The organism is Cupriavidus consociatus (genome assembly GCF_017814975.1).
Lineage (GTDB): Bacteria > Pseudomonadota > Gammaproteobacteria > Burkholderiales > Burkholderiaceae > Cupriavidus > Cupriavidus consociatus.
Window position 1 is genome coordinate 53,163 of the sequence record NZ_JAGIQA010000019.1, and the last position, 13,335, is coordinate 66,497.

The following is a 13,335-nucleotide window of genomic DNA, read 5'->3' on the forward strand; positions in this document are numbered from 1 at the left end:
TATTCGTGCCGCCGCGCGCCTCGCGCGACAGCGATCGATGGGCCGGAAGAGCCGGATCGCGTTCAGCCTGCCGCCCGGCGCCTGCGCGCGGGCGCTGCCTCGGGCTGCGCCATGAAGCGGTCGACCGCGCCGGAGGGCAAGGCGTTGTCCTCCAGCCGGCTGGCCACCTGCACGCACACGGTGCGGCACAGCTCGATCACGCTTTCGTCAGCAATCGCGTAGAAGACCAGGTTGGCTTCCTTGCGGCGCGACAGCACGCCCGAGCGGTACATCGCGTTGAGATGCCGCGACACGTTGGTCTGCGACGAACCCACCGTCTCGACCACCGTGGTGACCGGCTTCTCGCCATCGCACAAGGCGTGCAGGATCTTCAGCCGCGTTGGCTCCGCCAGCAGGCTGAAGTAGCCCGACACCTTCTCGAATACGCGATCCAGCTCTTCCATGCCGTCCAATATATTCGTATATGCGTGAATGCGCATATAGTGTTTACCCAATGATGCAGAACAGCATGATTGTGCCCGGCACGCCTGCGCGGTACCAATCATGGTTTGCCAGCGGTGGCGCCCGGTGGTGCGTCGCGATGGCCTCGTGGTGACCTCGTGTTGAAGTTGGCCTATCGGCGCAGCAGCGCCCTGCCCGCCCACAGGCGCTGGCCGAATACATTGAGCAGCAGCCCCGCCATGACCACGGCCGCTCCAGTCCATTGCGCCGGCGACAGGTCTTCGCCCAGCAGCACATGTGCCGACACCAGCCCCACCACAGGTACCAGCAGCGTCAGCGGCGCCACCTGGCTGGCGGGATAGCGCGTCAGCAACCGGCCCCACATGGTGTAGCCGAACACGGTGGCGGCAAAGGCCAGGTACGCCACGGCGAACACGCCCGCCGCCGACACATGCGTGACGCTTTGCACGATGCGCGCCGGCCCCTCCACCCACAGCGACAGCAGCGCGAACGGCACGATCGGCACCAGCGCGCCCCAGATCACCAGGCCCAGCAGGTCGACCGGCCCGATCTTCTTGCTGACGATATTGCCGCTGGCCCAGCAGAACGCCGCGCACAGCGTCAGCACGAAGCCGGCCACGCTCATGCCGCCGGCGCTGGCGGCGGCACCCGCGCCGATCAGCGCCAGCCCGGCCGCGGCCACCGCCATGCCGGCGATGTTGTGCCAGCGCACCGGCTCGTCCAGCCACAGCGCGGCGATCGCCAGCGTGAAGAACGCCTGCGACTGGAGCACCAGCGAAGCCAGCCCGGCCGGCATGCCGACCGCCATCGCGTAGAACAGGAAGGCGAACTGGCCCAGGCTGATGGTCACGCCGTACGCCAGCAGCAGGCGCCACGGCACGCGCGGGCGCGGCACGAAGAAGATGGCGGGGAAGACCACCAGCAGGAAACGCAGCGCGCCGAGCAGCATCGGCGGCACGCCCGCCAGCCCTACCTTGATGACGACGAAGTTGACGCCCCAGACGCAGACGATGGCGAGGGCTAGGAGACGGTCTCTGGCTTGCATGGCGGTGGGCGGCCGGGATGGCGACTGGCGGTGTGATCAAACCCCCAGCCTACCAGCCGCCCCCCGCGCGGCATTGCAGGTTCTTGCGGTTTTGTCATGGGGCGCCCTGGCAGCGCCCCAAATTGCCAGTGCCTTATCCCAGCATTTCCGACCAGATTCCCTTGGCCCACGACAGCGCGTACACCCCCTCCAGCGTATTGGGCGCGTCCGACAGCCCACCCGAGCCCGGCACGGGCAGCATGGTCTTCTGCGCGGCATCGTATCGGTGCACGCTCGACACATGCACCGCCTCGCGGTCCGAGGTGAAGCTGTAGCAGGTGTTGTTATAGAGCGGCTGCGGGTCCGGAGCCTGGCCCGACAGCAACGCCACGATCGCGGCGGCCGCCACCTTGCCATGCTGGTTGGCCATATGCCCGGACTTCGGCATCAGCTGCGCAATCTGGATGGCGTCGCCGATCACATGGATATTGGGTGCCGCGCGCGATTCGAAGGTGACGAAATCGACATCGCACCACCTGGCGTTGGCCGTCGCCAGCCCCGTTGCCACCGCGATCGCGCCCGCGCGCTGCGGCGGCAGCACGTTGATCACGTCCGCGCGTACATCGTCCTGCACCTCGAACTTGAGTGTGCGCGTGGCCGGGTCGACATCGACGGTGTTGTACTGCGGCCGGTATTCGACCATGCCGGCATACTGCCCCGCCCATACCTTGCGGAACAGGCCGGCCTTGGAGGTGATGTCCGGGTTGGCGTCCAGGACCAGCACCTTGCTGCGCGGCTTGTGCTGCTTGAAATAGTGCGCCACCTGGCAAACCCGCTCGTATGGGCCGGGCGGGCAGCGGTACGGCGCGGTGGGGATGGTGATGGCGTAGGTGCCGCCGTCGGGCATCGCCTCCAGCTGGCGGCGCAGCGCCACGGTCTGCGGGCCGGCCTTCCAGGCGTGCAGCACCTGGTCGCCGCCGGGCCGCTTCAGGCCGGGCAGCGCATCGCTCATCAGCTCGATGCCGGGGGACAGCAGCAGACGGTCGTAGGGCAACGTGCGGCCGCCCGCCAGCCGCACCGTGCGCTTGCCGGGATCGATGGCGACGGCCGTGTCGCGCACCAGCTTCACGCCGTGGCGGCGCACCAGCTGGTCGTATGGCAGCGTGAGGTCGGACAACTGCCGGCTGCCGCCAATCACCAGGTTGGACAGCGGGCAGGAAATGAACGCAGGATTGGGTTCGACCAGCGTGACCTCGATGGCGTTGCCGCTCCACTCGCGCAGGTAGCGCGCGGCGGTGGCGCCGCCGTAGCCGCCGCCGACCACCACCACCCTGGCCGGCGCCGCGGCCCTCGCCGCGCGCATGCCCATCGAGCCCAGCACCGCGGCGCCGGCGGCGCCCAGGAAATGTCGTCGTTGCATGGCGCTCTCCCCTCAACGCACGTTGACGAACCAAGCCGCGATCGCGGCGAGCTGTTCGTCGGTGTAGCCCTTGGCGATCTGGTGCATCACCGTGGCCGGTCGGGCCCCGGAACGGAACGCCTGCATCTGCGCCAGCAGTTCGGCTTGCGGGCGCCCTGCCAGCGACGGGATGGTGCTGCCTTCAGGCGCGCGGCCCGACGGACCGTGGCAACTGGTGCAGGCCGCGGCATGGATGCGCACGTACTGTGCGGCAGGGGCGGCGGGTGCTGCGGCAGGGGCGGAGGCCGCAAGGTCCGCCGACAGCGCGGCGTGGGCGCCGCATAGCGCCGATGCCAGCAATGCCAGCCGCACGAACACAGCGGGCCGGGGGATGGTTGTCATGGTCTCGCTCCGTGTGGGGTGCCGGGCGCTGGCATCGGCAAGATGCCGGCGGGCGTGGCAACCGTATCACATCGGAAGCGGACGGTGTGCGGTGGAAACCGCAGAAAGAAAAACGGCGCCCGCATGTGCGGACGCCGCGGCGCAATGGCGAGCCAGCCAGCTCAGGGCAGGCTCCGGCCCGGCGGCAGCGCAACCGGCGAGGCCACCGGCGAACTCACCGGGGTGGTGGTCGCCTGGCTGGGCGTGCTGGCCGGCGCATCGGCCGGTCCGCCCACGCCGGGCACGGACTGCACCGGCGCCGGCGTGCCGACGTTGCCATCGTAAGACGGGTTCTGCGAGGTCGAGGCCGAATCCAGGCGCGCGCGCTCGGCGTCATTGACGTAGTCGAACGCCTTGACCACCTTGGTCACCCCGGAGGCATTGCGCGCCACGTCGGTGGCGCGGTCGCCTTCCTGCTGGGTCACCACGCCCAGCAGGTAGACCACGCTCTTCTCGGTGGTGATCTTGATCGAGTTCGACGGCACGCCCTCCGCGGTCATCAGCAGCGTCTTGACCTTGCTGGTCAGGTACGCGTCCTGGCTCTGCGTCATGAAGCCGGGCGAACTGACCACCTCGAGCTCGTTGATTACCACGCGCGCATTCTGCAGGCCGCGCACGTACTGCTCGACCTGCTGCTTGACGCTGTCGTTGCTGGCCTCGCCGGTGAGCAGCACCTTGCGGTTGAACACGGTCACGTTGACGCGGGCCTGGCCGCTGTAGCGCGAGTTGATGGTGCTCTCCGCTTCCATCTGCAGGCCGCGGTCGACGGTCTGCGTGGCGGTCGGGCGCCGGTCGGTGGCCATGGCCACGCCGGTGCCCATGGCGCCGGCGATCACGGGGAAGCAGCCGGCCAGCTGCGTGGCGGAAACCAGCACCGCCGCCGCGGTCAGCGTGGCGCGAAGGATGCGGCCGGCGCCGGCGGCGCTGGTCCGGGTTTCAGGCGTAGTGGGCAGGTTGGTCATGCGGTCCTTGCTGTGGCTGGATGTTGGAAATGGGGGCGTCAGTGAGGGAGAAGACGAGCGGGCTCAGGCTTCCCCGAGCAATGCCTCGTCAATGCCGTCGCACAGGCAATGCAGCGTGAGCAGGTGCACTTCCTGGATGCGCGCGGTGCGCTCGCTCGGCACGCACAGGTGGATGTCGAATTCGTCGAGCAGGCCGCCGATGACGCCGCCGCCCTTGCCGGTCAGCGCAATCACGGCCATCTCGCGCTGGCGCGCCGCCTCGATCGCGGCGATCACATTGGCAGAGTTGCCCGAAGTGGAAATCGCCAGCAGGATGTCGCCGGGCACGCCCAGGGCTTCGACCTGCTTGGAAAACACCTTGCTGAAGTCATAGTCGTTGCCGATCGCGGTCAGGATCGAGCTGTCGGTGGTCAGCGCGATCGCCGCCAGGCCCGGGCGCTCGCGCTCGAAGCGCCCCACCAGCTCGGCGGCGAAATGTTGCGCATCGGCGGCCGAGCCGCCATTGCCGCATGCCAGGATCTTGTTGCCGCTGGTCAGCGCGCCCACCATGCGTTCCACGGCGGCGTCGATATAGGGGGCCATTACCGCCGCGGCCTGTTGCTTGGTCTCGGCGCTGTCTAGGAATTGTTGCTGGATACTCTCGATACTCATGGCTCTGTGGCCTTTCATTGGCAGTTGCACGCTCGGTTGCGCGCCAGCGCGCATTATGAACCAGCCGCCGCGGCGTCCAGGTCAAAGGCGTGCTGCAGCCAGTCCAGACGCCCCGGCTCCAGCGCCACCACGTCGAAGCGGCACGGTGGCAGCTGCGCCAGCGTCGCGAGGTAGTGAGCCGCGGCCAGCAGCACGCGGCGCTGCTTGGCCGGCGTGACGCTGGCCGCGGCGCCGCCGAAGCCGCGTCCGCTGCGCTGGCGCACCTCCACGAACACCAGTGTGCCGTCCGGCGCGCGCATCACCAGGTCGATCTCGCCGCCTTTGCAGCGATAATTGCGGACCACGGGCTGCAGGCCCTGGCGCCGCAGGTGCGCCAGCGCCCGGTCCTCCGCGCGCAGCCCGCGCGCCTGCGCGCTGCTCGGCTGCGTGGTGGATTTGAATGATGGCATCGACGGAAGTTCTCAATGAGTGACTGGATCTCGCTGGCGGCCAGCCAGTCGTACCCGGGTGGCACGCTGTATGTCGTGGCCACGCCCATCGGCAATGTCGCGGACCTGTCTCTGCGGGCGCTGCATGTGCTCGGCCTGGCCGACGCGGTAGCCTGCGAAGACACCCGCAATACCGGCCAGCTGCTGACGCGCGTGGGCCTGCAGCGGCCGCTGGTGGCCGTGCACGAGCACAACGAGCGCGAGGCCGCCGGCCGCATCGCCGCGCGGCTGGCCGCTGGCGAGCGTATCGCCTATGTCTCGGACGCCGGCACGCCGGGCATTTCGGACCCGGGCGCGAGACTGGTCGAGGCAGTGCGCGCCGCCGGCCACCCGGTGGTGCCGCTGCCCGGTCCAAGCGCGGCGGTGGCCGCGCTGTCGGTGGCGGGCGACATGCTCGATACCGGCGAAGGCCGCTTCACCTTTGTCGGCTTCCTGCCGAGCAAGCCCAAGGCGCGCGGCGAGGCCATCGCGCGGCTCGCCGCGCTGGACCATGCCTGGGTCTGCTACGAGGCGCCGCACCGCATTGCCGACACGCTGGCCGCGCTTGCCGCCGGACTGCCGGGCGAGCGCCGGCTGCTGATCGGGCGCGAATTGACCAAGCTGTTCGAGGACATCGCGGTGGTGACGGCGGCGCAGGCACAGGCATGGCTGGCGGCCGACCCGAACCGGGCCAAGGGTGAATTCGTGCTGGTGGTGGAAGGCGCCGGCGGCGACGCGGCCGCGGATGGTGCGCCCGATGCCGAGGCGCAGCGCGTGCTCGGGCTGTTGCTGGCGGAACTGCCGGCCAAGCGCGCCGCCAAGCTGGCGGCCGCGATCACCGGCGCGAGCACCAACGCGCTCTACCAGCTGGCGCTGGCGCAACGATCCGGCGATAGCGGCGACTGAAATTGCTGCTGAGGCGCCCCCTGGGGCCGCCCGGGCGACGACGCCGACGGGCCGGTGCGGGGAAAGTAACGGAGAGGTGTCAGCGCGCGGTGGCATGCATCGGGCGCTGCCGGTCTCAGCGGCGCTTGCGCTTGACCGTCTTGCCGCTGGCCTTGGTTGCCCTGCGCGCCTTGGCGGGCGCCAGCGAGTTGGCGAGTTCGGGCACTGAGACGTCGTCGTCACCACTGCCATCGCCGGCCTCGGTGCCGCCGGCATCGAACTGCGGGCCCAGCGCCGCGACTTCGGTGCGCGTCAGCCGGCGGATCTCGACGTTGACGGCGCCACGCTCGACGAAGCCGAGCCTGCGCGCGGCGCCGTAGGACACGTCCAGCACGCGGTTGCCGTGGTACGGACCGCGATCGTTGATGCGCAGCACAGCGACCTTGTTGTTGCGCAGGTTGCGCACCAGCACCCAGCTGTCGAGCGGCAGCGACGGGTGTGCGGCGGTCATGGCGCGCATGTCGAAGCGCTCGCCATTGGCAGTCTTGCGGCCATGGAAGCCCTTGCCGTACCACGAAGCGACTCCGCGCTGCTCGAACGTGCCGATGTCCGCTCGCAAGCCGTCAAGCGAGCTGCCACTGCGGGCATCGTCCGGTTCATAGCCGAACAGGTTCCAGCTGCCGCCTTCCGACGATGCGCGGGTGCTCTTGTCCGCGTCGTTGCGGGACTTGCCTGCGTTCTTCGCACCACGCGTCGGCACTCCGTTCGACGTATCGGCGACGTCCGCATTGTCGCCCCCTGGGGGCGTGGCACAAGCGGCCAGCACCAGGGCACATGCAGTGCATGTCCCGAGCTTGGCCAGCCGTTGCCAGCGCTTGGTGAGGGCGGTCAAATTAAGCATGGGCGCGAGTCTAGCATTCACTATTGCTGACTATCTCTTTCATTTTGTTACGAAATCTGTTCGATCTCGCACGAACGAGGGCGATCTCGCCCGCGATCGCCGGTGTGACAAGGGATTGCGGGTAATCTGGCAATTTTGTAACAGAGAGTACAATTGATCACATATGGATATGCGCCGCAACAATTTACCGCCCGGCGCTACAATGCAAAGCATGAATGCCGGGCGGTTTTCCGACGCTGTCCCGGTGTGTACGGCGGCTGTTTAAAGCGCCGTATCGATCACAAATACCCACCCGATGAAAGTCCTCCTTATCCCGGTCACCCCTTTCCAGCAGAACTGTTCGCTGCTGATCGACGAAAGCACCGGCACAGCCGCCGTCTGCGACCCGGGCGGCGACCTCGAACGCATCCGCGAAGCGCTCCGGGAGCAAGGGGTCACGCTGCAGAAGATCTTCCTGACGCACGGCCATGTGGACCACTGCGCCGGCGCCGCGGCGCTGGCGCGCGAATTCGGCATTCCCATCGAAGGGCCGCAGCAGGATGAACGCTTCTGGATCGAGCAACTGCCCGAACAGACGCGGCGCTTCGGCTTCGGCCATGCCGAGAGCTTCGAGCCTGACCGTTGGCTTGAAAATGGCGACACCGTGCAGTTCGGCAATGAGACGCTGGAGGTCTACCATTGCCCGGGCCACACGCCGGGCCACGTGGTGTTCTTCTCGCGCGCCAGCAAGCTCGCGGTGGTGGGCGACGTGCTGTTCGCCGGCTCGATCGGCCGTACCGATTTCCCGCGCGGCAACCATGCCGACCTGATCCGCTCGATCCGCACGCGGCTGTGGCCGCTGGGCGAGGACGTAACCTTCATTCCCGGCCACGGTCCGGTTTCGACCTTCGGCGAGGAGCGCCGCAACAATCCCTTCGTGGCCGACCACCTGATCGACGTGGGCTGACGCCATGGCCAAGCGACAGCTGCCTGACACCCGGCCGGAAATCTACGTCAGCACCGACGTCGAGGCCGACGGCCCGATTCCGGGTCCGCATTCGATGCTGTCGTTCGCATCCGCGGCCATGCTGGCGGACAAGACTGTAGTCAGCACGTTTTCGGCGAACCTGGAGACGCTCCCCGGCGCGGCCGGTCACCCCGTGCAGATGCAGTGGTGGCAAACCCAGCCCGAGGCCTGGAGTGCCTGCCGGCGCGACCTGCAGCGCCCGGAGGACGCGATGGTGCGCTACGTGGAGTGGGTCGAGCGCCTGCCGGGCAAGCCGGTCTTCGTGGCGTTCCCGGCCGGCTTCGATTTCACGTGGATGTTCTGGTACATGATGCGCTTTGCCGGCCGCTCGCCGTTCGGCTGGGCCGCGCTGGACATCAAGACGCTGGGCTTTGCGCTGACGGGGCGGCCTTACCGCAAGACCGTGAAAGCGGCGTTCCCGGGGGAATGGATGGATCCGCTGCCTCACACCCATGTGGCACTTGACGATGCACTGGAACAGGGCGCGCTGTTCTGTAACATGCTTGCGACGCTGCGAGAACGGGAAGCGGCGCTGGCAGGCCCGGCGCCGGCCGAGGGCCTTGGCGCAAGCGAGCCCTCACAACCTCATCCGGAGTCCTGATCCACTGCTGCGGCGCAGCGTGAGCCGCGGCACGCCCCTTGCAGGCCGCATGCTCGCATCCGGCGCCAGCCCGCCTATAGTAGAAGTGGATGTGGCGCACCGGGCGAAACGAGCCAACTGACTATTCGGCGCACTTGCGCAAACCCGCCATCATCCGCCTGACCGATGTGCCCGGAGCCGCGCGGCGCCTGCCGAGGAGGTGTCGATCATGCGTTTTCCTACCGACCTGCACTTGAGGGACCTGGCCGGCCGGATTCACTGGCCGCATGGGTCGCACGCGAAGGGCGCGACGCCCATCACCCATCACCACACCTCGGATGAAGACGCCGAAGTTGCCAAGGCCACCCTGTACGTCAGTACGGTGACGCTGGTGGTACTGCTGGTCGTGCTCGCGGCCATTGCTTTCGGTCAGGAGGCCATGCACTGGCTGGGTGTTCATTAGACGACCCGCCTGAAGCTGTTTGTCTCGCAGACCGGCCGGCCCCCACAGTTCGTGGGGGCCGGTTTTATTCCGGTGTCCGATTCAGGCCAGCAGCGGCACCACGTTCTCGGGCGGACGGCCGATGGCGGCGCGGCGGTTTCGAACGACCACGGGGCGCTGCAGCAGGATCGGATTATCGGCCACGGCGGCCAGCAGTTCGGCATCGGTCAGGCCCGGATCGGCCAGGCCCAGTTCCGCGTACGGCGCCTCGTTGTCGCGGATCATCTCGCGCACCGGCACGCCCAGCATCGTGTTGAGCTGGCGCAGCGTCGCCACGGACGGCGGGTTCTTCAGGTACTCGACGATTTCCACCGGCTCGCCCAGGCGCCCGGCGGCTTCCTCGACCATGGCAAGCGTCTCGCGCGACTTGGAGCAGCGGGGGTTGTGGTAGATCGTGATCATGGCAGGTGGTCCTTTCTTGTTGATGTCGCCCCACCCTGGGGCGGTGGCACTAATCCGGTGCAAATCCAACGGCACTATATACAACACATCGGGCGGCGCGCAGGTACAAGGGAGCAAGTGTCGGGCACGCATCCTGCGTTGCCGCAAGTCCATGCATCCGGCCACTGGCCCGCGCTCCCGATGACTTCCGCCACCGCATCCCTCCGACCTGTCGCCGCGCGCAAGCCGTTCACGCTGCGCGACGCCACCACCTCTGACGTCCCGGCCATCCACGCCATCTATGCGCACCATGTCCTGCACGGCCGCGCTTCCTTCGAGGAAGTGCCGCCGACCGTTGACGACATGCAGCTGCGCTTCGCCGAGGTGCGCCGCAAGCACCTGCCCTACCTGGTCGCCGAGCGCGATGGCGCGGTGCTGGGCTACGCCTATGCGTCGGCCTACCGCACCCGCAGCGCCTACCGCTTCGCCATCGAGGACTCGATCTATATCGACCACCGCTGCGTTGGCGAGGGCCTGGGACAGGCGCTGCTCGCCGGGCTGGTGGCGCGGTGCGAAACCGGCCTGTGGCGCCAGATGGTCGCGGTGATCGCCTGTACCGCCAGCGGTGAAGGCGCCGGCTCGCTGGCGGTGCATGAGCGGCTGGGCTTTCGCACCGTGGGACGGCTGGAAGCGGTCGGCTTCAAGCATGGGCAGTGGATCGATACGGTATTGATGCAGCGGATGCTGGGGGCCGGGGCGGATACGCTGCCGGAGTAGGCGGCAGCCGCCGCCGCGATTCCATCCCTTTCGCTTATAAAAAAAGCCACGGCCAAAGCCGTGGCTTTTTCTGTCGCCGATCCGTCACCGGCGCAGAGATTCCTGTCCGCTTACTTCATCAGGTCCGACAAGGCCAGCGCCACCACCTTGGTCGCACGGTTCAGGTCGTTCAGGCGCAGGTTCTCGTCCGAGTTATGGCCGCGCGCTTCCATCAGCGTGCGCGGGCCGGCACCGTACAGCACGGTCGGGATGCCGCGCTTGGTGTAGTGGCGGGCGTCGGTGTAGAGCGGCACGCCCTGCACCGGGATTTCCACGCCGAACACCGACTCGGCACGGCTCTTCAGCGCGCCGATCAGCTTTTCCACGCCCGGCAGTTCGGACAGCGGCTCGGCCAGGATGATGCGCTCGACCTTCACTTCGATGCCCGGGCGGTCCTTGGCGGCCTTCTCGACCACAGCGCGGATCTCGCCTTCGGCGTCGAAGCCGATTTCCTCGGGGATCATGCGGCGGTCGACGCGGAAGGTCACCAGGTCCGGCACCACGTTGGTGTTGATGCCGCCCTTGATCAGGCCGACGTTCAGCGTGGCGGTGTCGATGCCCGGCACCTTCGACTTGCGCGTGGCCAGCTCGGCGCGCAGGCCGTAGATCGCCTGCAGGATATGGGTGGCGGCCTCGATCGCGTCCACGCCTGTGTGCGGCATGGCAGCGTGGCCCTGCTTGCCCTTGACCGTCACTTCGACGTGCAGGCAGCCGTTGTGCGACGAGGTGATGCCGTACGAGAAGCCGGCCGAGATGGCGTAGTCGGCCTTGCTCAGGTTGTTGTCGAGCAGGAACTTGGGACCGATGTCGCCACCGGTTTCCTCGTCATAGGTGAACTGCAGCTCGACCGCGCCGTTGATCTTCGCGCCCTGCTTCTCGGCTTCCATCAGCGCCAGCACGGCGTAGGTGTAGGTGGCGAAGTCCGACTTGGAGACTGCCACGCCGCGGCCGTACATGACCGGGCCGTGTTCGCTGTCGGCGACCTCGCCGCCGTATGGGTCCTTGGTCCAGCCCAGGCCCGGGGGCACCACGTCGCCGTGGGCGTTCATGGCGATGGTCGGGCCGCCCGTGCCGAACTGCTTGCGCACGATCAGGTTGGTGGCGCTGATCATGCCGGCGGCCTTCACCTGCGCGTCGGGCACCTTGTGCGCCTCCACCGTGAAGCCCAGGCCCTCCAGCAGTTCCGTGGCGCGCTTGCCGTGGGCATCGCAATCGCCGGCGGGGTTGTCCGAAGGCACCTTGACCAGCTCGGCCAGGAAAGCTTCCTGCTGCGGGCGGTGCTGGTCGATGAACTGCGTCAGCGTGGTTTCGATGGGGTTCATATTGTCTCGTGCGGTCATGACTTGTTCTCGTAACTTCTCAGGAGGGTTCGGGTGGGGTTCCGGGCGCGGGCTTACTGCTGCCGGAAGTGCTCGACGAAATCGCTGAACACCCGCGCGGACAGTGCTGCGTCCTCGGCGGTCATGGTTTCGGTGGGATGGTGGCTGATGCCGCCGTTGCCGCAGCGCACGAACAGCATGGCGACATCGGCGATGGCGGCAATGGCCATGGAGTCATGGCCGGCACCGGACGGCAGATGGCGCACCGGCACGCCCTGGCGGGCGATGGCGGCGGCCCATTGCTCTTGCAGCCATGGGGCGCACGGCACGCTGTTCGCCTCGTGGGTCTTGCGTACTTGCACGCGCACGTTGCGGCGTGCGCACACGCTTTCGATCTCGGCCAGCACGTCATTGACGGCGGCCTCGCGCTCGGCGTCGATGCCCGAGCGAATGTCAATGGAGAACACCGCATGGCCCGGCACCACGTTGGTGGCGCCATTGGGCACATTGAACTGGCCGACGGTACCGACCAGGCCCGGCTTGCCGCCGCAGCGCTTCTCGATGAACAGGCCGATTTCGGCACCGGCCATGGCGGCATCGCGGCGCATGTCCATCGGCACCGTGCCGGCGTGGCCGGCCAGGCCTTCCAGCTCGACGATAAAGCGCGTGGCGCCGGAGATTGCGGTGACCACGCCGACCGGCAGGCCCTCGTTCAGCAGCACCGGACCTTGCTCGATGTGCACCTCGATGAAGGCCGCGACCTTGGTGCGCTCATGCCTGGCGGCAGGCAGCTCGGCGGCGTCGAAGCCAGCCTCGCGCATCACTTCACGCATGGTCTTGCCGCTGTCGTCGACGTTGTCCAGCACCTTGTTGTCGAAGGTGCCGGCAATGGCGCGGCTGCCGAGCAGCGTGGCCTTGAAGCGCACGCCCTCTTCCTCGGCAAAGCCGACCACCTCGAGCGCGAACGGGAAGCGCTTGCCCTGGCGGTTCCACTCGGCCACGCACGCGATCGGCAGGATCACGCCCAGATTGCCGTCATAGCGGCCCGCGTCGCGTACGGTGTCGAAATGCGAGCCGGTGAGCAGGGCCGGCGCGTCGGGCGTGGTGCCCTCGTAGCGGCCGATCACGTTGCCGGCGGCATCGCGCCGCACGGTCATGCCGGCCTGCTGCATCCATTCGGTCAGCTGGGCGGCGGCGCCGTGATGGGCCTCGGTCAGGTAGGTGCGGGTGAGCATGCCGGGTTGCTCGGTGTGGACGGCCAGGGCATCGGCCCAGGCCATGATGCGCGTGCCTACCTCTGCGGCTGCCGGCGCGGCTGTCGGCATACTGGCCGACGACGGATTTGCTGCCATGCGTGTCTCCTGCTGCTGGATATGCGTGAAAGCCGCGGCGGCGTGGCTGGCGGGGTGCCAGTGCGGGCGGGGCGCCCATGGCCGAAGCTCTATTCTGTGCGATTCATGGTAGCACAGTGAATTCAAAAATTGCATACAAAAATGATATGCACTATATTCGGTTCCACGTTCAGACAATCCGCTGCGG

Annotated in this window: 16 protein-coding genes; 5 read left to right on the forward strand and 11 right to left on the reverse strand. The window is 67.8% G+C overall.

The window, feature by feature from the left end:
* Positions 1 to 62 precede the first annotated feature (62 nt).
* From J8I82_RS24090 to J8I82_RS24120, 7 genes are all read right to left on the reverse strand, one after another.
* A complete protein-coding gene (locus J8I82_RS24090) occupies positions 63 to 479 on the reverse strand; it encodes an ArsR/SmtB family transcription factor (RefSeq protein WP_209761372.1) in 417 nt (138 codons plus the stop codon).
* 134 nt (positions 480 to 613) lie between these two features.
* The gene (locus J8I82_RS24095) at positions 614 to 1,507 is read right to left on the reverse strand and encodes an EamA family transporter (protein ID WP_209761373.1); all 894 of its coding nucleotides are present in this window, start codon (positions 1,505 to 1,507) and stop codon (positions 614 to 616) included.
* 133 nt (positions 1,508 to 1,640) lie between these two features.
* A complete protein-coding gene (locus J8I82_RS24100; RefSeq protein WP_209761374.1) occupies positions 1,641 to 2,906 on the reverse strand; it encodes an NAD(P)/FAD-dependent oxidoreductase in 1,266 nt (421 codons plus the stop codon).
* Positions 2,907 to 2,918: 12 nt separating this feature from the next.
* Positions 2,919 to 3,287 (reverse strand): c-type cytochrome, encoded by a 369-nt coding sequence (locus J8I82_RS24105; RefSeq protein WP_209761375.1) that lies wholly within the window; start codon positions 3,285 to 3,287, stop codon positions 2,919 to 2,921.
* 161 nt (positions 3,288 to 3,448) lie between these two features.
* Entirely contained in the window at positions 3,449 to 4,288 is an 840-nt protein-coding gene (locus J8I82_RS24110; RefSeq protein ID WP_209761376.1) for a BON domain-containing protein, read from the reverse strand.
* A gap of 63 nt (positions 4,289 to 4,351) precedes the next feature.
* Complete coding sequence (locus J8I82_RS24115; RefSeq protein WP_209761377.1) at positions 4,352 to 4,939, reverse strand: phosphoheptose isomerase; 588 nt, start codon at positions 4,937 to 4,939, stop codon at positions 4,352 to 4,354.
* 53 nt (positions 4,940 to 4,992) lie between these two features.
* On the reverse strand, positions 4,993 to 5,388 hold the full coding sequence (locus tag J8I82_RS24120; RefSeq protein WP_209761378.1) for a YraN family protein: 396 nt from the start codon (positions 5,386 to 5,388) through the stop codon (positions 4,993 to 4,995).
* A gap of 15 nt (positions 5,389 to 5,403) precedes the next feature.
* On the opposite strand from J8I82_RS24120, the gene rsmI reads away from it, so the two are divergent.
* Positions 5,404 to 6,312 carry a 16S rRNA (cytidine(1402)-2'-O)-methyltransferase gene (gene rsmI, locus J8I82_RS24125; protein ID WP_209761379.1) on the forward strand — a complete coding sequence of 303 codons (909 nt, stop codon included), beginning with the start codon at positions 5,404 to 5,406 and terminating at the stop codon, positions 6,310 to 6,312.
* Between the two features lie 115 nt (positions 6,313 to 6,427).
* Here rsmI and J8I82_RS24130 read toward each other — a convergent pair whose 3' ends face one another.
* Positions 6,428 to 7,192 (reverse strand): septal ring lytic transglycosylase RlpA family protein, encoded by a 765-nt coding sequence (locus J8I82_RS24130; RefSeq protein WP_209761380.1) that lies wholly within the window; start codon positions 7,190 to 7,192, stop codon positions 6,428 to 6,430.
* A 295-nt stretch (positions 7,193 to 7,487) separates the two neighbouring features.
* Here J8I82_RS24130 and J8I82_RS24135 point away from each other — a divergent pair, with 295 nt between their 5' ends.
* From J8I82_RS24135 to J8I82_RS24145, 3 genes are all read left to right on the forward strand, one after another.
* Positions 7,488 to 8,138 (forward strand): MBL fold metallo-hydrolase, encoded by a 651-nt coding sequence (locus J8I82_RS24135; RefSeq protein ID WP_209761381.1) that lies wholly within the window; start codon positions 7,488 to 7,490, stop codon positions 8,136 to 8,138.
* Positions 8,139 to 8,142: 4 nt separating this feature from the next.
* Positions 8,143 to 8,799 (forward strand): exonuclease, encoded by a 657-nt coding sequence (locus J8I82_RS24140; RefSeq protein ID WP_209761382.1) that lies wholly within the window; start codon positions 8,143 to 8,145, stop codon positions 8,797 to 8,799.
* 208 nt (positions 8,800 to 9,007) lie between these two features.
* The gene (locus J8I82_RS24145; protein ID WP_029046620.1) at positions 9,008 to 9,241 is read left to right on the forward strand and encodes a hypothetical protein; all 234 of its coding nucleotides are present in this window, start codon (positions 9,008 to 9,010) and stop codon (positions 9,239 to 9,241) included.
* A gap of 81 nt (positions 9,242 to 9,322) precedes the next feature.
* Here J8I82_RS24145 and arsC read toward each other — a convergent pair whose 3' ends face one another.
* Positions 9,323 to 9,682, reverse strand: a complete 360-nt coding sequence (gene arsC, locus J8I82_RS24150) for an arsenate reductase (glutaredoxin) (protein ID WP_209761383.1) — start codon at positions 9,680 to 9,682, stop codon at positions 9,323 to 9,325.
* A gap of 180 nt (positions 9,683 to 9,862) precedes the next feature.
* Here arsC and J8I82_RS24155 point away from each other — a divergent pair, with 180 nt between their 5' ends.
* Positions 9,863 to 10,438 (forward strand): GNAT family N-acetyltransferase, encoded by a 576-nt coding sequence (locus tag J8I82_RS24155; protein ID WP_209761384.1) that lies wholly within the window; start codon positions 9,863 to 9,865, stop codon positions 10,436 to 10,438.
* A gap of 110 nt (positions 10,439 to 10,548) precedes the next feature.
* Here J8I82_RS24155 and J8I82_RS24160 read toward each other — a convergent pair whose 3' ends face one another.
* On the reverse strand, positions 10,549 to 11,817 hold the full coding sequence (locus J8I82_RS24160; protein ID WP_209761385.1) for a M20/M25/M40 family metallo-hydrolase: 1,269 nt from the start codon (positions 11,815 to 11,817) through the stop codon (positions 10,549 to 10,551).
* Between the two features lie 53 nt (positions 11,818 to 11,870).
* Positions 11,871 to 13,148: an allantoate amidohydrolase gene (locus J8I82_RS24165; RefSeq protein ID WP_209761386.1), complete on the reverse strand. Its 1,278-nt coding sequence runs from the start codon at positions 13,146 to 13,148 to the stop codon at positions 11,871 to 11,873.
* Positions 13,149 to 13,335 lie beyond the last annotated feature (187 nt).